Below are 19,654 nucleotides of genomic sequence, written 5' to 3' on the forward strand. Positions count from 1 at the left end.
CGCGGGCGTTCAGCGAGTCACCGGTCAGTGGCTGCGTTTGAGCATGGCGTCGGCGAGCGCGTCGGCCGCCTCCCCGAGCCGGCGGCCCACGGCGTCGAGCCTGGACAGCAGCTCTCGTTTGCGCAGGGTGTCCATCTCCAGCGGCCCGGCGTACAGCTCGGCCAGCCGGGCCTGGTAGAGCTGGCGCACCCTGCTGCCCGCCTTGCGGGTGGCGAGCACGGCCCGGGTGACCGAGCCCGGGTCGTCGATCATCTTGGCGACGGCGACCTCCAGCTCGTCCAGGCCGTCGATCAGCGCCCGCAGCGGCTCGACCGCGAAGCCGAGGTCGTCCGGCCCGAAGAGGTCGGTCTCGCGCACGTAGTCGCGCAGGTGGTCGAGCACGTCGTCGATGGAGCGGGAGAGCCGGAACAGGTCCTCCCTGTCGATCGGGGTGGTGAGCACCCGCCGCAGGACGCGGACCAGCTCGGCGCGTTCGGCGTCGCCCTCGTGCTCGAGCTCGGCCATCTCCACGCGCGCCGCCGACCGGTCGATCCGGCCGAGGGCGGTCGAGCGGGCCAGCTCGGCTCCGGCCCGCGCCACCGCGATCTGGCCGCGGACCAGGTCCACGATGCGCCGGCCGGACCGGCCGCGCAGGTCGTCCCAGGCCCGGCCGAACCGCCGCAGGCCGCGGTCGCCGCTCACAGCAGCCTCAGCGCGAGCCCGGCGGCGCAGGCCAGCGCCATCGACGACGGCAGCGTGACCAGCCATGCCGTACCCATGTTCACGACGCCCTGCCATCGGACCCTCCGCACTCCCTCGCTCGCCGCCACGCCCACCACCCCGGCGGTGATGGACTGGGTCATGCTCACCGGACTTCCGAGCGCCGCGCTCCCGAGGACGGCGCCGGTGGCCGCCGTCTCGGCCGACACAATGTGCAGCGGCCGGGTGATGACCAGGCCGCGGCCGAGCCGTTCGCCGACCCGGGTCAGGCTGGTCAGCGCGCCGACGAGGAACAGCCCCACGAGCAGCGCCATCCAGCCGGGCGGGACCTCGACCGGGCCGACCGCGCCCACGCCCGCGCGCCCCACGCCGATCGCCACGCTCGCCACGGCGATCATCTTCTGGCCGTCGTTCACCGCGTACGCGAGGCACTGGGCGGCGTAGGCGAGGACGTGCGCGCCGAGGACGACCCGGGGCATGCCACGGAAGGACGGCGCCCGCCGCGACAGCGCCCCCAGCAGGAGGCCGAGCAGCAGCCCGGCCAGGGGCGCGGCGGCGCCGACCGCCAGGACGGACGCCACGCCCCGCCACGACACCGGCAGCCCGGCGCCGAGCCCGGCGCCGGCGATCCCCCCGATGACCGCCAGTGTCAGACTGGTCGGCAGGCCCCTGCCGGTGAGGACCGCGACGACGACCACCGCGGTCGTCACCCCGGCCAGGAACACCGCGGCTCCGGTGCCGGTGCCGAGGTTCGCCAGCCGCTCGGTGAACGTCCGCGCCACCGCCGTCCCCAGCGCGTACGGCGCGGCGAAGACGACGAGCGGCGGCAGCGCGGCGATCAGCCAGCCCGGGGAGCGGGGGAAGCGCAGCCCCAGGCCGATGAGGGTGGCTCCGTCGTTGGCCCCGCTGATGAGCGTGAACAGGATCGCCACCGCGGCGAAGGCGAGCGTCCATGCCATCAGAGGTAGGGCCGCTGGTCGCGCTTGTGCTCGTCGTAGCGCTCCCGCGCCGTCCGCGCCTCGGGGAGCTGCGACACCTCGGCGACGGGGACGTCCCACCACGCCTGCGCGGCCGGGCCCTCGCCCGGGACCGGTTCGACGTACACGACGGTGGTGGTCCTGGCGGCGACGGCCTTGGCGAGCGCGGCGCGCAGGCCGTCGGGGTCGCGGGCGGTCAGCACCTCGGCCCCGAGGCTGGCCGCGTTGACGGCCAGGTCCACGGGGAGCCGGTCGCCGTCCAGCTCGCCGGAATCGCCGCGCAGCCGGTAGGCGGTGCCGAGCCGCCGCGCGCCGACCGACTCCGACAGGTTGCCGATGGAGGCGAACCCGTGGTTGTCGACCAGGACGACGACGAGCTTGACGCCTTCCTGCACGGCGGTGGCGATCTCCTGGGCCATCATCAGGTAGGACCCGTCGCCGACCAGCACGACCACCTCGCGCTCGGGTTTGGCGAGCTTCACGCCCAGCCCTCCGGCGATCTCGTAGCCCATGCAGGAGTAGCCGTACTCGACGTGGTACTGCTCGGGGTCGCCCGGCCGCCACAGCCGGTGCAGGTCGCCGGGCATCGAGCCGGCGGCGTTCACGACCACGCCGCCGCGCGGCAGCTCGTTGACCGCGTCGTTGACGACGCCGAGGAGCACCGGCTGGGTCAGCTCGCCGCCTCCGGTGGCGCGGGCGACCTCCCCCCGCCAGTCGTCGGCGAGCCGGGTCGCGCGGGCGGTCCACTCGGGGTCGGCCCGCCAGGCGGGCGCGCCGACCGTGCGGCCGACCGCCGCGTCGAGGGCGAGCAGCGCCTCCCTGGCGTCGGCGACGAGCGTCTCGCCCGCGTGCTTGGCCGCGTCGAAGGCGGTGACGTTGACGTTGAGGAAGCGGGCTCCCCCGAAGAGGGTGCGCGAGGCGGTGGTGAAGTCGGTGTAGCGGGTGCCGACGCCGATCACCAGGTCGGCCTCGCGGGCCAGCACGTTCGCGGCGGCGGTGCCGGTGTGGCCGATCGCCCCGGCGGCGAGCGGGTGGTCGTGCGGCAGCGCGCCCTTGCCCGCCTGGGTCTCGCCGACGGGGATGCCGTGCCTCTCGGCGAAGAGCCGCAGCTCCTCGCACGCCTCGCTGTACTTCACCCCGCCGCCCGCGACGATCAGCGGGCGCTCCGACTCCTCGATCGCGCGTACGGCGCGGGCCAGCGCGGCGGGCTCGGGCACCGGGCGCGGAACGTACCACACACGTTCGCGGAACAGCTCCTCGGGCCAGTCGTACGCCTCGGCCTGCACGTCCTGGGGCAGGGCGAGCGTGACCGCGCCGGTCTCGGCGGGGTCGGTGAGCACCCGCATCGCGGCGAGGAGCGCCGACGGGAGCTGCTCGGGCCGGTTGATCCGGTCGAAGAAGCGGGAGACCGGGCGCAATGTGTCGTTGACCGTCACGTCGTAGGAGCGCGGGTCCTCCAGCTCCTGCAGCACGGGGGCGGAGACCCGGGTGGCGAAGACGTCGCCGGGCAGCAGCAGCACCGGGATCCGGTTGATCGTGGCCAGCGCCGCGCCGGTCACCATGTTGGTCGCGCCCGGCCCGATCGAGCTGGTGCAGGCGAACGTGGACAGCCGGTTCGCCGCCCGCGCGTACCCGACGGCGGTGTGGACCATGGCCTGCTCGTTGCGGGCCAGATAGTACGGCAGGGCCGACCGGGCGCCGGCGCCCTGCTCGGCCAGCGCCTGGCCGACGCCGGCGACGTTGCCGTGGCCGAAGATGCCCAGGCAGCCCTCGATCAGCCGCCGCTCCACGCCGTCCCGCTCGCTCCACTGCCGGGACAGGAAGCGGACCAGTGCCTGGGCCGTGGTGAGTCTCATGATGGCGTTCCTCCCGATATGTCCAGCAGACCGGCCGCGGTGTCCACGGCCGCGGCCACGTCGTCGTCGGGCGGGTACAGCAGCGCCCTGCCGACGACCAGGCCGCGCACGCCGGGCAGCCGCAGCGCCTTGCTCCAGGAGGCGAAGACCCGGTCGGGATCCTGGCCGGGGTCGCCGCCGAGGAGCAGCGTCGGCAGCGTGGTGGCCCGCATGACCCGCTCCATGTCGTCGATCACGGGGATCTTGAGCCAGGTCATGGCCGAGGTGGCGCCGAGCCCCTGGCAGACGCTGATCGCGCGGATCACCGCCTCCGGGGACAGGTCGTGCGTGACCACGCCGCCCATCCGAGTGGACCAGAACGGCTCGATCATCGCCATCAGGCCGCGCCCGGCGAGCCGGGTGATCGCCCGGCCGCAGCTCTCCAGGGTGGCGGCGGTGGCGGTGTCCTCCAGGGCGATCCGGCACAACATCTTGCCGCCGTCCAGGCGCATGGCCGCGATCGCCTCGGTGTCGTAGGCGGTGAAGCGGTCGTCGAACTCGAACGCCGCGTTCTGGACGCCGCCCCGGTTCATCGAGCCGATCACGATCTTGTCGTCGAGCGCGCCGAGCAGCAGCAGGTCCTCGACGATGTCCGGCGTGGCGAGCAGGCCGTCCACGCCCGGCCTGGACAGGGCGGTCAGCAGCCGGTCGAGCAGGTCGACCCGGTTCTCCATCGCCATCGGACGGCCGCCCACGCCGAGCGCGCCCCGGGCCGGGTGGTCGGCCGCGATGATCAGGAGCTGGTCGCGGTCGACCCGCAGCGGCCGGCGCCGACGACGCGCGGCCGTGTCCGCCACCAGCCCCGGCCGCCAGGCGCGGTCGTCGAGCAGCCGGCGGTAGTCCTCCTCACGCATCTGACGCGTCCCCCCTCGAAGAGTCGCCTGACAGGACGGCCTCGACCTCGGCGGCCGTGGGCATCGCGGGCGCGCAGGCCAGCCGCCCCGCGACGATCGCGCCCGCCGCGTTCGCGAACCGCAGCACACGTTCCAGCGGCCAGCCGGCGAGCAGGCCGTGGCAGAGCGCGCCGCCGAAGGCGTCGCCCGCGCCGAGACCGTTGACGACGTCCACCGGGACCGGCGGCACCTCCACGGTCTCCTTCCTGCTCATGCCCAGCACACCGGCCGAGCCGCGCTTGACGACGGCCAGCTCGACGCCCGCGTCCAGCAGCGCCTTCGCCGCCCCGTACGGCTGTCGCGTGCCGGTGGCCACCTCCGCCTCGTCCACGTTGCCCACGGCGACCGTGACGTGCGGGAGCGCGCGGCGCACCTGGTCGGCGGCCGCCTCCATGCTCGGCCAGAACATCGGCCGGTAGTCGAGGTCGAGCACCGTGTGCGGGCGCCGCCCCCGCGACCGCCAGGCCGCGAAGTGCGCGCCCCGGGACGGCTCCTGGGACAGGCCGGTCACGGTCGCCCAGAACAGCGGCACCCGCGCGATGGCCTTCAGGTCGAGCTCGGACGGGAGGATCTCCAGGTCGGGCGCCTTGGGGAACCGGTAGAAGTAGAGCGGGAAGTCCTCCGGCGGCCGGATCTCGCAGAACGTCACGGGTGTGGGCAGGCCGGGCACCGCGAGGACGTACCGGTCGTCCACGCCGTACTCGCGCAGCGCGTCGTGGACGAACAGGCCGAACGGGTCGGCCCCGGTGCGGGTGATCACGGCGCTCGACCGGCCCAGCCTGGCGGCGGCCACGGCCACGTTGACCGGGCTTCCGCCGAGGTATTTGCCGAAGGTCTCCACCTCCCGCAGGGACACCCCGGTCTGGAGGGGGTAGACGTCCACGCCGACCCGGCCGATGGTGAGCACGTCCGTCACGCGGCGCTCCCCAGGCCGGTGAGGAACGCGACGCTCGACCGGACGTCCTCGACCGGCCCCTCGCCCGAGGGCGGCTCGGCGTCGAGGACCACGTCCTGCTCCATCACGTACCAGCCCTGATATCCGGACCGCGTCAGGCCGCCGACGATCCCGGCGACGTCCACGTCTCCCTTGCCGAGCGGGCGGTAGATCCCGGCCCGGACGGCCTGCGTGTAGGTGAGGTCGCCGTCGCGCACCCGCGCGGCCAGCTCGGCGTCCACGTCCTTGAGGTGGGCGTGCGCGACGCGACCGGCGTGGGCGCGAACGAGCTCCGCCGGGTCGGTGCCGCCGACGAGCAGGTGCCCGGTGTCCAGGCAGAGTGCGACGTCGCAGCCGTCGAGGACGCGCCGCACCTCGTCCCGGGTCTCGACCATGGTCCCGACGTGCGGGTGCAGGGTCACGGTGCGGGTCGTCGCGCGCCGGATCCGCTCCAGGTTGCCGAGCAGGGCCCGCCAGCCGCCGGTGTCCAGCGCGGGCCGCCCGTCGTAGCCGTCCACGCCGGTGGCCGCGGCCAGGACGACGACCACGCCCTCGTCGAAGGAGGCGAGCGCGGCCCGCAGTCCGGGCAGCGGGTCGTGGCCGGGGTCGTGCAGCACGACGGGGACGAACCCGCCCACGGCGCGCAGGCCGTACCGGCCGAGCAGGGACGCCCGGTCGGCGGGCCCGGGAGGCAGGAAGCCGTCGGGACCGAGCTCGGTGGCGGTCACGCCGACCTCCGCCATCTCGGCGAGCACCCGCTCGGCCGGCATCTGGTGCCCCCAGCCGGGCACCTCGCACACTCCCCACGAGATCGGGGCCGCGGCGATCCTCACTTGGTCACCTCCAGGAGGCGGACCGGCCGGTCCGCACGACGGGAAAGGTCGGCCGCCTCCGCGATGTGGAGGGCGGCGAGCGCGTCGCGCACGGTGCACGGACTCTCGCGCTCGCCCCGCGCCGCGGCCAGGAAGGCGTCCATCTCGGCGACGTACGCCGCCTCGAACCTGGCCTGGAAGTCCGGCCAGGGCTCGCCCGCGGGTCCGAGGCCCTCGACCGAGGTCAGCGGGGTGCGGTCGCCGAGCCCGACCGCGCGGGTGCCGCGGGTGCCCGCGAGCTCCATCCGCACGTCGTAGCCGGCGCCGTTGTACCGGGAGCCCTGCATCGTGACGAGCGTGCCGTCGTCGAGCGTGAGCAGGGCGGCGCTGGTGTCCACGTCGCCGGCCTCGGCGAAGAACGCCTCGCCGCGGTTGGACCCGGTGGCGTAGACGACCTCCACCTCACGCCCGGTGACCCAGCGCAGGATGTCGAAATCGTGGATGTGGCAGTCTCGGAAGATCCCGCCGGAGAGCGGGATGTAGCCGGGAGCCGGGGGCCTCGGGTCCGCGGTCAGGAGGTGGACCCGGTGCAGCTCGCCCAGCTCGCCGGACGCGAGCGCGGCCCGCGCGGCCGTGTAGCCCGCGTCGAAACGCCGCTGGAACCCGATGTGGACGAGCGTGCCGGTCCGCTCGGCCGCCTCGGCCACCCGTACGGTCTCATCCACGGTGGGCGCGGCGGGTTTCTCGCAGAAGGCCGGCCGGCCCAGCTCGCAGGCCCGCAGCAACGCCTCCGCGTGGGTCGAGGTCGGCGTCGCGATCACGACCGCGTCGGCCTCGAAGGGATCTCCGACGCGCGCCCCGAGCCGGCGCGCCACCTCCTCGGCCCTGCCCGTGTCGGCATCGAAAACGACCAGTTCATCCACGAGGGTGGCAAGGGTGGCGGCATGAAACGTTCCGATGCGACCGAGACCCAGCAAACCCACACGCATGTCGACTCCTTGTCCGGGGGCCTCCAGTTCTAGATGACCGGCGGTCGCATCGTCAAGAGTTTGTCATGACATTCTGACGAACTATCATCATCACTCGCGAACCGGTGCACACGCCGCCGGACCTCCGGTTCTCAATAACCTCACTAAGTAATAATGTCTTGACAAACTGTTCACATGACGTTCATCGTTGAGCCACCGCGGCGCCCCTCGGGGCTCAGGGCGTCGCGCACGACCCCCTGAGAGGCAAGAGGAGTGACGCCATCGTGAGGCGTACCCGGAAGATCATCCCCGCGGCGCTGCTGGCTCTGGCCGTCGCCGCGTGCGCGCCGTCCACCGGCGACGGCGGCCCGGACACCGCGCGGGCCGAGCCGCTGCCCAGCGCGTCCGTCGACGCGAACTTCGACCTGGACGCGCTGGTCGCCGCCGCCAAGAAGGAGGGCGGACTCATGGTCTACGACTCCAGCGGCGACATCGAGGAGGTCGCCAAGGCGTTCACGGCCAAGTACGGCATCCCGATGGAGGGCGTCAAGTCCGACAGCCCCCAGACCGCGGAGAAGATGATCAGGGAGCACGCGGCGGACAACATCACGATCGACGCCACGATGTACGAGGACGGCGGCGTGCTGATGGGCCAGCTCTTCCCGCAGGGCGTCGTCCAGACCTGGGTGCCGGCCGACCTGAAGGACCAGATCCCGGCCGAGAACCAGAACCCGCTCCTGGCGCTGTCGAAGGCGACGGTCTTCGCGTACAACACCAAGCTGTCACCCGAGGGCTGCCCGGTGAAGAACGTCTGGGACCTGACCGAGCCGGAGTGGGCCGGCAAGCTCGTCATGCAGGACCCGCTGGGCAAGCCCACCGTGCTGTCGTTCTTCACCCAGCTCGACTCGCACGGCAACCAGGCGCTGGAGCAGGCCTACCAGGCCAAGTACGGCAAGCCGCTGGAGACGAAGGAGAAGTCCGCCGCGTACGAGTGGATCAAGCGGATCTCGGTCAACAAGCCGGTGCTCACCGGCTCGGACGAGGACATCTCCGGCTCGGTGGGGGCGCCCAACGCCACGGACAAGAAGATCGGGTTCATGTCGATCTCGAAGTTCCGCAACAACCAGGACAAGGGCTACAGCCAGTCCACCTGCACGGGGATGACGCCGTTCGCCGGCTTCAGCTACCCCAAGTTCGTCGCGATCGCGTCGAAGAGCAAGCACCCCAACGCGGCCAAGCTGTTCGTCCACTTCATCATGACCGAGGAGGGCGTCAAGCACGAGATCGGCGAGGGCGGCGTCTCGGGCAACGGCTCGGTCAAGCCGATCGTCAGCCCGGAGGGCCTGGACGACTGGCAGGGCCAGCTCTTCCACACCGACCCGGGCAAGCTGGTCGACGACCTGCGCGGCCGCCAGACCGTCTCCGACTTCTGGCGCGTCAACCACGGCTGATCACGTGAACGGAAGGGGCCCCCGGCGAGGCGCGTCGCCGGGGGCCCTTCGTCTTCCCGCCGCCGTCAGCCGCGCGGGTCGTAGCCGTCGGTGTCCACGTCGAGGTCGAGCTCGTCCGCGATCTCGTCCCAGCCGACGAACTTGAAGTTCGTGATCTCCCGGTCGCCGTCGGCGGGCGTGTTGACGCCGTCGTGCGCGACGAACAGGCCCTCGTCGAAGTCGCCCAGCGGGACGTTGAGCACGGTCGAGCCGTCGCTCACCTCGACGCCGTCCACGCCGCCCTTCGGGCTGACGCGGAACTGGCCGAGGTAGTCGTTGGCCCCCTCCTTCTTGTAGACGGCGAAGGTGTTGTCACCCTGGCTGGAGGCCAGCAGGTAGCCCTTGCCGTGGTCGCGGTAGTAGATCGTCAGACCCTCGACGTCGGCCGCCAGGCGCCGCCCGCCGAAGCCGGGGTCCGCGCCGGGCACGCACTCGTCGGCCGCGGCGTCGTACGTGGCGGGCACGCCGTACTCCTTGACCTTGTCCACGAGCACGGGCGTCCCGGCGAGGTCGGCCCCGACCTTCCAGATGCCGACGTCCTCCTGGCCGGCGTAGAGCGTGTCGGTCTGCTCGTCGACGACCATGCCCTCGACCTGCGGGGCGCGGCCCGGCTCGTCGCACGGGGTCCAGGTCCGGCCGTTCGGCAGGGCGAACGAGCCGGGCAGGTCGAGGGTCCTGACGACCTCGTAGCCCACCTTGCCGCCCGGCTTCTGCAGCAGCTTGACCAGGCCGACGCGGGTGGTGTGCCGCCTGCTGACCACGGCGTACGTGCCGGTGGAGTCCTTGAAGGTGGTCAGGCCGTACGCGGTGGCGCCGTCGTTGACCTCCTGCTGGTTCGCGTTGAACAGGAACGGCGCGGCCGGGTCGGTCACGTCGGTGAGCTGCCCGCCCGACACGGCGTAGATCCTGAGCTGGTCACGTCCGCGGTCGGAGACGACCGCGAGGTCGCGCCCGCCGAAGCCGTAGGTGACGTCCACGTTGTTGAACCGGCCGGGCTCGTCGTCGGGGCCCGGCGCGGCCGGGGCCGCGAAGTGCTGGAGCTCCTTGCCGTCCAGGTCGTAGACGAAGAGCCCGCCCTCCTTCGCCGTGCCGATCACCACGCTCTTCTTCGACTTCGACGGGTGCACCCAGATGGCCGGGTCGTCGGCGTTGGAGTTGCCGCCCGCCTCGTCGTCGTACAGCGCCGGGGTCTCCAGCTCGGGGTGAACCGTCTTGACTCCCTGACCGGCGGCGGACGCCGGGTACGCGCCGACCAGCAGCACCGCGGCGGCCGCCAGGGAGATCGTGGACAGGGGACGCATCGCGCCTCCATCTTTCGGGGGGATGATGTGCACCAAGAACGTAACTACGATTTGACGACAAATCAATAGCAGGTCGTTATGTCATGACATATTCACGTCTGCTTCATCCGGCGGCTACGCTTCGTGTCCGGCGCGCGTCCCGGCAAACCCCTCCGCGGGTACGGAAACCCCGGGCGAGCGCCAAATAATCGCAGGTCAGAGGGTAGGCACTAGGTGCGGGACGCACTTACCAACGCGGCGGAGGGTTGATAGACGTTGATGCAGCCGGGAGTCGGCGCACGCCGCGTGACGCCCGGCACGGCCGGGAGGGGGGTAGGCCATGAGCGCACCAGCGGTTACCGCCGCCCTGGACGAGGTGCACATCCTGTGGACCTCGGAGGGGATGAGCTGCGACGGGGACACGGTCTCGGTGACCGCCGCGTCGCTGCCCAGCATCGAGGAGGTCGTGCTCGGCCTCGTGCCCGGCCTGCCGAAGGTGCACCTGCACAACAAGGTGCTGGCCCAGCCGGTGGGCGACGAGTTCATGGCGGCCTTCCACCGCGCCGCCCGGGACGAGCTCGGGCCGTTCATCTTCGTCGTGGAGGGGTCGATCCCGAACGAGAAGATCAACGGCGAGGGCTACTGGACGTCCATGGGCAACGACCCGGTCACCGGCGAGCCCATCACGGTCAACGAGTGGATCGACCGGCTCGCGCCGAAGGCCTGGGCGGTCGTCGCGGCGGGCACCTGCGCCACCTACGGCGGCATCCACGCGATGGCCGGCAACCCCACCGGCTGCATGGGACTCTCCGACTACCTGGGCCCGGACTTCCGGTCGGCGGGCGGCCTGCCCATCGTCAACGTGCCCGGCTGCCCGGTGCAGCCGGACAACTTCATGGAGACGCTGACCTGGCTGCTCTACCAGGCCGCCGGCCTGGCGCCGATGATCCCCCTCGACGAGCGGCTGCGGCCCACCTGGCTCTTCGGCAAGACCGTGCACGAGGGCTGCGACCGGGCGGGCTACTACGAGCAGGGCGACTTCGCCAAGGACTACAACTCGCCCAAGTGCCAGGTGCGCATCGGCTGCTGGGGCCCGGTGGTCAACTGCAACGTCACCAAGCGCGGCTGGATGGACGGCGTCGGGGGCTGCCCCAACGTGGGCGGCATCTGCATCGCGTGCACCATGCCCGGCTTCCCCGACAAGTTCATGCCGTTCATGGACGAGCCGCCCGGCGGCAAGATCTCCTCGGCGATGACCAGCGTGTACGGGGGCATGATCCGCAGGCTGCGCGGGATCACGAACATCACGGCCAACAAGGAGCCGCGCTGGCGGCACAACGAACCCAAGCTCACCAGCGGGTACGCCCCGCGCTGGCCGCACCGGTAGTAGAGGGGAACGACACGGTGGCAATCCGATCGCAGAAGGCTCCGGAGGAGCAGCGGACGCTGGTCGAGATGTCCTGGGACCCGATCACCAGGATCATCGGGAACCTCGGCATCTACACCAAGATCGACTTCAGCAACAAGGAAGTCGTGGAGTGCAAGAGCACGTCGTCGCTGTTCCGGGGCTACAGCGTGTTCATGCGCGGCAAGGACCCGCGTGACTCGCACTTCATCACCAGCCGGATCTGCGGCATCTGCGGCGACAACCACGCCACCTGCTCCGTCTACGCCCAGAACATGGCGTACGGCATCAAGACGCCGCCGCTCGGGGAGATGATCATCAACCTGGGCGAGGCCGCCGAGTACATGTTCGACCACACGATCTTCCAGGACAACCTGGTGTTCGTCGACTTCTGCGAGCAGATGGTCAAGGAGACGAACCCGGGCCTGCTGCGCCGGGCGGAGACGACCGAGGCGCCGCGCGGACACATCCACGGCTACCGCACGATCGCCGACATCATGCGCGCCTTCAACCCGTTCACGGGGGCGGTCTACCGCGAGGCGCTGCAGATGAGCCGGCTCACCCGCGAGATGTTCTGCCTGATGGAGGGGCGGCACGTCCACCCGTCCACCCTCTATCCGGGCGGCGTGGGCACGGTCGCGACGCCGCAGGTGTTCACCGACTACCTGGTGCGGCTGCTGCGGGCGCTCGACTTCATCAAGAAGGCCGTCCCGATGAACGACGACGTCTTCGACTTCTTCTATGAGGCGCTGCCCGGCTACGAGGAGGTCGGGCGGCGGCGCATCATGCTCGGCTGCTGGGGGGCGTTCCAGGACCCCGGGGTGGTCGACTACGACTACCGCACCATGAACGACTGGGGCCGGGCGATGTTCGTCACCCCGGGCATCGTCCTGGACGGGCAGCTCCTGACGACCAACCTGGTCGACATCAACCTCGGCATCCGCATCCTGCTGGGCAGCTCGTACTACGACGACTGGGAGAACGAGGAGACGTTCGTCACCCACGACCCGCTCGGCAACCCGGTGGACCAGCGGCACCCGTGGAACCAGACGACCCTCCCCCGCCCGCAGAAGCGCGACCTGGAGAACGGCAACTACAGCTGGGTCATGAGCCCCCGCTGGTACGACTCGCGCACCGGCGACTATCTCGCGCTGGACACCGGCGGCGGCCCCATCGCCCGGCTCTGGACCACCGCCCTGGCCGGTCTCGTGGACACCGGCACCGTCAAGGCGACCGGGCACAGCGTGATCATCAACCTGCCCAAGAGCGCGCAGCTCCCCGAGATGCAGTTCGAGTGGAAGGTCCCCCAGTGGTCCAACACCATCGAGCGCGACCGCGCCCGCGTCTACTTCATCGCGTACGCGGCGGCGATGGCGGTCCACTTCGTCGAGCAGGCGCTCGGCGAGGTCAGGGCGGGGCGCACCAAGGTGTTCACCGACTTCGACGTCCCCGAGGACGGGATCGGAGTCGGCTTCCACGAAGCGGTCCGCGGCGTGCTGTCGCACCACATGGTGATCCGCGACGGGAAGATCGCGAACTACCACCCGTACCCGCCCACGCCGTGGAACGCCAGCCCGCGGGACGTCTACGGGACGCCCGGGCCGTACGAGGACGCGGTGCAGGGGATGCACATCTTCGAGGAGAACGGCCCGGAGAACTTCAAGGGCATCGACATCATGCGCACGGTCCGCAGCTTCGACCCGTGCCTGCCGTGCGGCGTGCACATGTACCTCGGCGAGGGCAGGGTGCTCAAGCAGGTCCACTCCCCCACGCTGGGCACGAGCGTGTCGGGTTGAGGTGGGACCGATGGCGACGCAGCACATCCCGCTGACCGACGAGGACGCCGCCGACCGCGCGCACCGCGTGGAGGAGCTGCTGGAGCGGCTCGAATCGATGACCGACCCCGGGACCCGCGCCACCATCGCCGAGCTCCTCCAGCCGCTCCTGGAGCTGTACGGCGAGGGCCTGGCGCGGATCGTCGCCGCGGCCGCGGACGCGGGCGGCGCGGAGCTGGTGGACGCGCTGGCGGCGGACGAACTGGTCGGGCACCTGCTCCTGCTGCACGGACTGCACCCGGCCGACACCGAGACCCGCGTCCGCGAGGCGGTGGAGCGGGCCGCCCCGCGCCTGGGCGGCGCGACCGCCGAGCTGGTCGCCGTCGAGCCCCTCGCGGCCCGGGCCGGCACCGGCGCCCCTGGGACGGCCGAGCACGGGACGGCCGACGCCGACGCCGGCGGCGCGGTGGCCCGGGTCCGGCTGCGCCGGCGCGGCGGCTGCCGGTCCTCCGTGCCCGCCCTGCGCGCGGCGCTGGAGGACACGATCCGCGAGGCGGCGCCCGAGATCGCCCGGGTCGAGGTCGAGGAGGCCGCCCCTCCCCCGCCCGTGATCCCCGTGGACAGCCTCCTGCGGGGCCGTTCCGGCACCCGGACGTCGTGAGGCGGGCGCGATGGAACGACGGATCACGATGGGCGCCCTGCGCAGGTACCTCACGCGCCCCCACGACGCGGCGACGCCGCACGGGCCCGGACCGGACGGCCACGGACCGGGCGGCGCGGGCGTGGCGGACCGGGACGCCGCCGAGCGCTGCGACCTGTGCGCGACGCCGGTCGCGGACGGGCACCGGCACGTGGTCGACCTGTCCAGCCGCGAGCTCCGCTGCGCGTGCCGGCCGTGCGCCACCCTGTTCGACCGGCCCGGGGCGGGCGGGCGGCGGTACCGCGCCGTGCCCGACCGCCGCTGGTACCTGCGCGGCTTCGCGTTGGACGACGCCGCGTGGGACGCCCTGCGCATCCCCGTCCGGATGGCGTTCGTCTTCCACGACTCGGCGGCGCGGCGGGCGGCGCTGCTCTATCCCAGCCCGGGCGGCGCGGTCGAGTCGCCGCTGGCCCGCGCGACCTGGGCCAGGATCGAGGCCGCCAACCCGGTGCTCGGCGGGCTCGCCCCCGACGTGGAGGCGCTGCTCGTCGACCGGACGGGCGAGGCGCGCGACCACTGGCTCGTGCCGATCGACGACTGCTACGCGCTGGTCGGCCTGATCCGCACGCACTGGAAGGGCCTGGCCGGCGGCCCGGACGTCTGGCGGGAGATCGCCGGATTCTTCGCCGGCCTGCGCCGCGCGTCCACGACCGTGGACGCCGCGGGCGCGCACGACGGGAACCGATCGAAGGGAGCCCGGCCATGACGAAGTCAGGGGCCGCGTCCGGCACCATGACCAAGATCAGGTCGAAGGTGGGGAAGGGCAGGGCGCGCGAACCGATCAGGACGGGGCGCGCCATGGTCAGCCCGGACTTCACCGCGCACCTGAAGGGCATCAAGGAGGGCAACGCCACGGGCAACTACGAGCACCAGCGGGGCCACCTCCCCGACGGACGCTCGACCGCGGCGAGGTCCACCGGTATCAGACCGAAGGCGCACGACGCCATCGACCCGCGCATGCCGAACCTCTCCCCGGCCTGAGGAGGAGGCGACCAGCCGATGACGACGACGGCCTGCCCGCCGACGCTGCGGATAACGGTCGAGGGCGTGGAGGCGGCCGAGTTCGCGGCCGTCCCCACGCTGCGGTTCCACGCGCGGATCGGCGCCGCGGGGCCCGCCGAGATCCGCTCGCTCGACCTGCGCGCGCAGGTCCGCATCGCGGCGGCGCACCGCTCCTACGACGCGGCGGCGCGGGAACGCCTCGCCGAACTGTTCGGCCCGCCGGCGGACTGGGGCCGCACGCTGCGCAGCCTGCTGTGGACGCACGCGACGGCGCGGGTTCCCGCGTTCCGCGACGGCTCCTGCGCCGCCGAGATCCCGGTGACCTGCACGTACGACTTCGAGGTGGTCGCGGCCAAGTACCTCCACGCCCTCCCGGACGGGGAGGTACCGCTGGAGTTCCTGTTCAGCGGCACGATCTTCTACCTGGACGGCGGGCTGCTGCGCGCGGCCCGCGTCCCCTGGGACACCGAGGCCCGGTTCACCATGCCGGTACGCGTCTGGAAGGACCTGATGGACCACTACTTCCCCGGCAGCGCCTGGCTGCGCCTGGACCGCTCGGTCTTCGACCGCCTCTACGCCTACCGGGTGCGCAACACGCTCCCCGGCTGGGACGATGTGGTGTCCGCTCTGCTGGAAGGGCGGTGAGCGGGCCGTGGACGACGTGCGGCGGATCGCCCAGGCCGTGCTGTACGAGGGCTACCTGCTGTGGCCGTACCGGCGGTCGGCCCTGAAGAATCGGCAGCGCTGGACCATCGGGGGCCTCCACCCCCGGGCGTACTGCGCGGAGGGCGGCGACGCGTGGTACGCCCAGACGCAGTGCCTGGTGGAGGCGGCGCCCGAGGACGAGGTGGACGTGGAGGTGCGCTTCCTGCACGCGCTCAGCCACGACCCCGCCCGGCCGCGCGACGACGGGCACGCCGTCCGCCTGGAGCCGGTGCCGGAGCTGACGGTGGGCGAGCACCGGTACACGGCCCGCGAGGAGGCGACCGAGCGCGAGGTGCCGGTGCCCGGCCTGCGCCTGGGCGCGCTCGTGGAGCGTCCCCATCGTGTCGCGGTCGACTTCCCCGCCGGCCGGGAGGTCGAGTGGCTGTCGGAGCCGTCCGGGCGGCGGGTCGGCGCGATCGTGCGCGTCTGGCGCAAGGTGCGGGGCGAGGTGGAGATCCGGGCGGAGCGGCCGGCTCCCGGCGTCTTCCGGCTCACCGTTCTCGTGGTCAACACGAGCGGCTGGGAGGGCGACTCCCGCGAGGAGGCCCTGCGACGGACGCTCCTGTCCTGCCACATGGTGGTGCGGGCGCGCGGCGGCGCCGGGTTCGTGTCGCTCATGGACCCCCCGGACGCGCTGCGGCCGCTCGCGGAGGGCTGCCGGAACGTCGGCGTCTGGCCCGTCCTCGTGGGCCCGCCGGATTCGCGCGACACGCTGCTCTCCGCGCCGATCATCCTGTACGACCACCCGGAGATCGCCCCGGAGAGCCCCGGCGACCTCTTCGACGCGACGGAGATCGACCAGTTGCTGACGTTGAGCGTGCTGTCGCTGACCGACGAGGAGCGGCGGGAGATCCGCGACGGCGACCCGCGCGCCCGGGAGATCCTGGACCGGTGCGCCGCGCTCACGCCCGAGCAGCTGATGCGGCTGCACGGCACCCTGCGCGACATCCGGCCCGTCCAGGGCGTACGGCCGGCGGCCGGAGAGGGGCCGGGGACATGAGCATGGACTTCTGGGCGCGCATGGAACGCAGGGGCCCCGACACGGTGGACGTGGACGGCGTACCGGTCGGCCCCGGCAGCCGGGTGCGGCTGCGGCCGAGGTCCTCCCGCGCGGACATCTTCGACCTCGCGCTGGAAGGGCGGATCGCCGTCGTGGAGGCGGTCGAGCGGGACGACGAGGGCACGCCGCACCTCGCGGTCACCCTGGAGGACGACCCCGGCCGCGACCTCGGGGAGGCCCGGCTGCCCGGGCACCGCTTCTTCTACGCCGCCGAGGAGGTGGAGCCGCTGGCCGGAGGCGCCCCGGCCGGGCGGCCCGCCCGCGTCCTCGTCGCCGGGATCGGCAACATCTTCCTCGGCGACGACGGCTTCGGCGTCGAGGTGGTGCGCCGGCTGGAGCAGGCCCGCCCGCCCGAACTGCCCCCCGAGGTGGACGTCGTGGACTTCGGGATCCGCGGCATGGACCTCGCGTACGCGTTGCAACGGGACTACGCCGCCGTGCTGTTCGTGGATGCCGCGCCGCGCGGGGAGCCTCCGGGGACGCTCACCCTTCTGGAGCCCCATCTGTCGGACACCGGCGGTGCCCCGGTGGAGACCCACGGCATGGACCCCGTGCAGGTGTTGCGCCTGGCACGCGAGCTCGGCCGCATCCCGCCGCGCGTGCTCATCCTGTGCTGCGAGCCCGCGGCCGTGCTCCGGGGGACGCCCGACGAGGACGTCCTGGTGGAGCTGAGCGCCCCGGTGCGCGCGGCGGCCGGCGAGGCGGTCGGCGTGGTCGCCTCGGTGGTGGCGGACCTGCTCGCCGAAGCCGGCGCGCCGGTCTGCGACGGAGACCCGGGTGAACTCCCGGAGGAACGGAGCGTGAGCAGATGAAGAAGCTGAAGGTGACCGCCGCGGTCCTGGGCTGCGCGGCGCTGGTGCTCATCGTGGTGCAGTGGCCGGACATCCGCCGCTACATCAGGATCGAGCGCATGTGACACCGCCACGCGCGGGCAGGGCTCTCATAACGGTTTGATCACTGCGCGTGGGCTGCCGGTGGGTCGGCCCTACTTTTCCGCCTATGCCGGTGGAGTTCCTGACTGATGTCGAAGCGGCGGGCTACGCCCGGTACGCCGGACCGCCGGTGCGGGCGGACCCGGATCGGGTGCCGTGGGGAGCCGCTGAACGAGGTCACCGCCCGTCTCGGGCATCTCGTGCGTCGAGTGCCACCCGCCTGGTCGCGTTATGCGCGGCCGCCCTGCTGGGCGCGGGGTGCGCCGCCGCGCCGCCGCGGGGTGCGCCCGCACCGCAGGCAACCTCCTCCAGCATCACCACGGCGATCCCCGAACCCTCTCCAGTTCGTACGGCTCGGGGCCGGGGCTGGCGGCTCGAGCACGTCGGCGCCCAGCGCGGAACCCGGCTGAACGCGGTCGCAGCCAGCGGTCCCCGCGATGTGTGGGCGCTCGGCAGCCCGGACGAAGGCACCGGCCGACTGCTGCTCCTGCACTTCGACGGCCGGCGTTGGCGCGAGCGCCCCGCGCCCGAGGTGACATGGGACTCCAAAGATAACGAGAGGTTTCCCGCGCTGGTGGCGACCGGGCCGCGCGACGCCTGGATCTTCGCCACGACCGCCACTCTGGCCGCGCACCACTGGGACGGCGAGCGCTGGAGCCGGGTCCCGCTACCGGACATGGACTACGACCCGGGCGAGCGGGCCGGCGCCACCGCCCTCGCGCCCGACGACGTGTGGCTGGTGGTCGGAGATCACGCCGCGCACTGGGACGGGCGGGCCTGGACGGTCATGCGCCTGCCCGCCTGGGCGGCGTCGGTGTCGGCCGCGGCGCCCGACCAGGTGTGGGCGGTCGGCGGCACCAGCCGGCCGCTCCCGCAGGGGAGCACCGGCTCACAGGCGGCGACCATGCGCTGGGACGGCCGGTCATGGCAACTGGTCCCCGCGCCCGAGGACCGCACACCGAGCAGGGAGATCAACAGCCAGGGCCGGCCGGACGGCAGCATCCCGTCGATCGTGCTCACCCAGGTCGTCGCCCACGGTCCCGGCAACGTATGGGCGATCGGCACCCGCACGGTGTTCGACTACGAGGACGGCACCAGCAGTACCACGATCACCATGCACTGGGACGGCGCGGCCTGGTCGCTGGTACCCGGCTCGGCCGACGTCAGCGCGTCCGGCTCCGACGGCGCGAACGGCATCATCCTGGTCGACTCGGAGGCCGCCGAGAGCGGCTTGAGCGGGACCATCCGGGTCGCGCCCGACGGCAGCCGGACCGAGATACCGCCGATGGCGGGGGCGCACCGCAGGCGCGAGGTCGGCGTCTACGCGGTGAGCGCGGTGCCCGGAACGAGGACGGTCTACGCAGTCGGCCTCGCCTACGGCAAGAACTTCGGCCCCATGATCGCCCGCTACCGCTGAGTTCCACCCGCGTGACGGTCGGCCGATCCGCCACCCAAGACCTCGGCTCGGTCCGCGACGAGCGGCGCCAGCCGGCGCAGGTAGTAGTCGAGCCGCCTGCGCGTCTCCTCCAGTGTGCCCAGCCAGCTCAGCAGTTCCGCCCGGCCCTTCGCGGTGAGCCGGTAGACGCGCCGCGCCGGCCCCGTGCCTGACGGCGCCCAGTCGGAGCACAGGCACCCGTGGCGCTCCAGCGAGCGCAACGTGCGGTAGACGGTGCTGGTGTCGCCGTCGACGATGCCGAGGGGGCGCAGCCGCCGCACGAGTTCGTAGCCGTGATCCGGGCGCTCGCCCAGGAGCAGGAGCAGGCAGGGGCTCAGCAGGTTCTTCGGCTCCCAAACGCTCACTCCGGACCACCGTTCCCCGGCCGCTCGCCACTTCCGGAAGTCGACGGGTTCGATTTCCGAATTACGCCGGTGAATACCCAGAAGCCCCCAAAAGGGCACGCGAGCGGAACTATCCGAATTCACATCCTTTCCCCCAGCGCCCGCCGCGATCCCACAAAACAACGCTCCCCGCCGACCGGCTTTCCGGGCGGGACGCGACGCGTGCGGGCCGCATACGGGAGCAGAGCGACGCGAGTGGAAGCCACCGCGTCAGCGGGACGGGACCGGGGGCGCACACGGGAGCCGGGCGGGTGAGGCCCGTAAGCCCCTACGGAAGCGGACGGGAGG

20 protein-coding genes are annotated in these 19,654 nt (G+C 72.6%); 11 read left to right on the top strand and 9 right to left on the bottom strand.

All coding sequences use genetic code 11. The annotated features are described in order from the left end of the window. Window positions 1-24: 24 nt before the first annotated feature. The 7 genes from AWQ70_RS24820 to AWQ70_RS24850 are packed head-to-tail and all read right to left on the bottom strand — an operon-like array spanning window position 25 to window position 7,199. Window positions 25-681, bottom strand: coding sequence for a DUF47 domain-containing protein (locus tag AWQ70_RS24820; protein ID WP_218004648.1), 657 nt, complete (start codon window positions 679-681; stop codon window positions 25-27). Further along, window positions 678-1,658, bottom strand: a complete 981-nt coding sequence (locus tag AWQ70_RS24825) for an inorganic phosphate transporter (protein WP_067180397.1) — start codon at window positions 1,656-1,658, stop codon at window positions 678-680. The genes AWQ70_RS24820 and AWQ70_RS24825 overlap by 4 nt, the downstream gene beginning before the upstream one ends. After that, window positions 1,658-3,532: a 3D-(3,5/4)-trihydroxycyclohexane-1,2-dione acylhydrolase (decyclizing) gene (gene iolD / locus AWQ70_RS24830; protein WP_067180399.1), complete on the bottom strand. Its 1,875-nt coding sequence runs from the start codon at window positions 3,530-3,532 to the stop codon at window positions 1,658-1,660. The genes AWQ70_RS24825 and iolD overlap by 1 nt, the downstream gene beginning before the upstream one ends. Further along, window positions 3,529-4,425: a Cgl0159 family (beta/alpha)8-fold protein gene (locus tag AWQ70_RS24835; RefSeq protein WP_067180401.1), complete on the bottom strand. Its 897-nt coding sequence runs from the start codon at window positions 4,423-4,425 to the stop codon at window positions 3,529-3,531. Before AWQ70_RS24835 ends, iolD begins: the two co-directional genes overlap by 4 nt. Then, complete coding sequence (iolC, locus tag AWQ70_RS24840) at window positions 4,418-5,380, bottom strand: 5-dehydro-2-deoxygluconokinase (protein ID WP_067180402.1); 963 nt, start codon at window positions 5,378-5,380, stop codon at window positions 4,418-4,420. Before iolC ends, AWQ70_RS24835 begins: the two co-directional genes overlap by 8 nt. Further along, on the bottom strand, window positions 5,377-6,231 hold the full coding sequence (locus AWQ70_RS24845) for a sugar phosphate isomerase/epimerase family protein (RefSeq protein WP_067180403.1): 855 nt from the start codon (window positions 6,229-6,231) through the stop codon (window positions 5,377-5,379). Before AWQ70_RS24845 ends, iolC begins: the two co-directional genes overlap by 4 nt. Beyond that, a complete protein-coding gene (locus AWQ70_RS24850) occupies window positions 6,228-7,199 on the bottom strand; it encodes a Gfo/Idh/MocA family protein (RefSeq protein WP_067180404.1) in 972 nt (323 codons plus the stop codon). The genes AWQ70_RS24845 and AWQ70_RS24850 overlap by 4 nt, the downstream gene beginning before the upstream one ends. 263 nt (window positions 7,200-7,462) lie before the next feature. On the opposite strand from AWQ70_RS24850, the gene AWQ70_RS24855 reads away from it, so the two are divergent. After that, the gene (locus tag AWQ70_RS24855; protein ID WP_067180406.1) at window positions 7,463-8,629 is read left to right on the top strand and encodes an ABC transporter substrate-binding protein; all 1,167 of its coding nucleotides are present in this window, start codon (window positions 7,463-7,465) and stop codon (window positions 8,627-8,629) included. A gap of 65 nt (window positions 8,630-8,694) precedes the next feature. Here AWQ70_RS24855 and AWQ70_RS24860 read toward each other — a convergent pair whose 3' ends face one another. Further along, window positions 8,695-9,969, bottom strand: a complete 1,275-nt coding sequence (locus AWQ70_RS24860) for a phytase (RefSeq protein WP_067180408.1) — start codon at window positions 9,967-9,969, stop codon at window positions 8,695-8,697. Between the two features lie 319 nt (window positions 9,970-10,288). Between AWQ70_RS24860 and AWQ70_RS24865 the strand changes: the two genes are divergently transcribed. The 10 genes from AWQ70_RS24865 to AWQ70_RS24905 all read left to right on the top strand — a co-directional run bounded on the left by AWQ70_RS24865 (window position 10,289) and on the right by AWQ70_RS24905 (window position 18,944). Continuing rightward, window positions 10,289-11,335: an NADH-quinone oxidoreductase subunit B family protein gene (locus AWQ70_RS24865; protein WP_067180411.1), complete on the top strand. Its 1,047-nt coding sequence runs from the start codon at window positions 10,289-10,291 to the stop codon at window positions 11,333-11,335. A 17-nt stretch (window positions 11,336-11,352) separates the two neighbouring features. Beyond that, window positions 11,353-13,149, top strand: coding sequence for a nickel-dependent hydrogenase large subunit (locus AWQ70_RS24870; RefSeq protein WP_245647138.1), 1,797 nt, complete (start codon window positions 11,353-11,355; stop codon window positions 13,147-13,149). A gap of 10 nt (window positions 13,150-13,159) precedes the next feature. Beyond that, on the top strand, window positions 13,160-13,789 hold the full coding sequence (locus AWQ70_RS24875; protein WP_067180416.1) for a NifU-related iron-sulfur-binding protein: 630 nt from the start codon (window positions 13,160-13,162) through the stop codon (window positions 13,787-13,789). 10 nt (window positions 13,790-13,799) lie between these two features. Continuing rightward, a complete protein-coding gene (locus tag AWQ70_RS24880) occupies window positions 13,800-14,534 on the top strand; it encodes a DUF5947 family protein (RefSeq protein WP_157530359.1) in 735 nt (244 codons plus the stop codon). After that, complete coding sequence (locus AWQ70_RS24885) at window positions 14,531-14,809, top strand: hypothetical protein (protein ID WP_245647139.1); 279 nt, start codon at window positions 14,531-14,533, stop codon at window positions 14,807-14,809. Before AWQ70_RS24880 ends, AWQ70_RS24885 begins: the two co-directional genes overlap by 4 nt. 18 nt (window positions 14,810-14,827) lie before the next feature. Then, the gene (locus AWQ70_RS24890; RefSeq protein ID WP_067180422.1) at window positions 14,828-15,475 is read left to right on the top strand and encodes a DUF6084 family protein; all 648 of its coding nucleotides are present in this window, start codon (window positions 14,828-14,830) and stop codon (window positions 15,473-15,475) included. A 7-nt stretch (window positions 15,476-15,482) separates the two neighbouring features. Next, entirely contained in the window at window positions 15,483-16,535 is a 1,053-nt protein-coding gene (locus AWQ70_RS24895) for a hypothetical protein (RefSeq protein WP_084517780.1), read from the top strand. Beyond that, window positions 16,532-17,407: a hydrogenase maturation protease gene (locus AWQ70_RS24900; RefSeq protein ID WP_245647140.1), complete on the top strand. Its 876-nt coding sequence runs from the start codon at window positions 16,532-16,534 to the stop codon at window positions 17,405-17,407. Before AWQ70_RS24895 ends, AWQ70_RS24900 begins: the two co-directional genes overlap by 4 nt. Next, a complete protein-coding gene (locus AWQ70_RS42440) occupies window positions 17,404-17,511 on the top strand; it encodes a DUF6893 family small protein (RefSeq protein WP_373282371.1) in 108 nt (35 codons plus the stop codon). The genes AWQ70_RS24900 and AWQ70_RS42440 overlap by 4 nt, the downstream gene beginning before the upstream one ends. 455 nt (window positions 17,512-17,966) lie before the next feature. Continuing rightward, complete coding sequence (locus AWQ70_RS24905; protein WP_067180439.1) at window positions 17,967-18,944, top strand: hypothetical protein; 978 nt, start codon at window positions 17,967-17,969, stop codon at window positions 18,942-18,944. Here the strand turns inward: AWQ70_RS24905 and AWQ70_RS24910 are convergent. Beyond that, window positions 18,935-19,327 carry a PadR family transcriptional regulator gene (locus tag AWQ70_RS24910; RefSeq protein WP_067180442.1) on the bottom strand — a complete coding sequence of 131 codons (393 nt, stop codon included), beginning with the start codon at window positions 19,325-19,327 and terminating at the stop codon, window positions 18,935-18,937. The genes AWQ70_RS24905 and AWQ70_RS24910 overlap by 10 nt on opposite strands. Window positions 19,328-19,654 lie beyond the last annotated feature (327 nt).

Origin of the sequence: Microtetraspora niveoalba, assembly GCF_001570405.1 — a bacterium.
GTDB classification, from domain to species: domain Bacteria; phylum Actinomycetota; class Actinomycetes; order Streptosporangiales; family Streptosporangiaceae; genus Microtetraspora; species Microtetraspora niveoalba.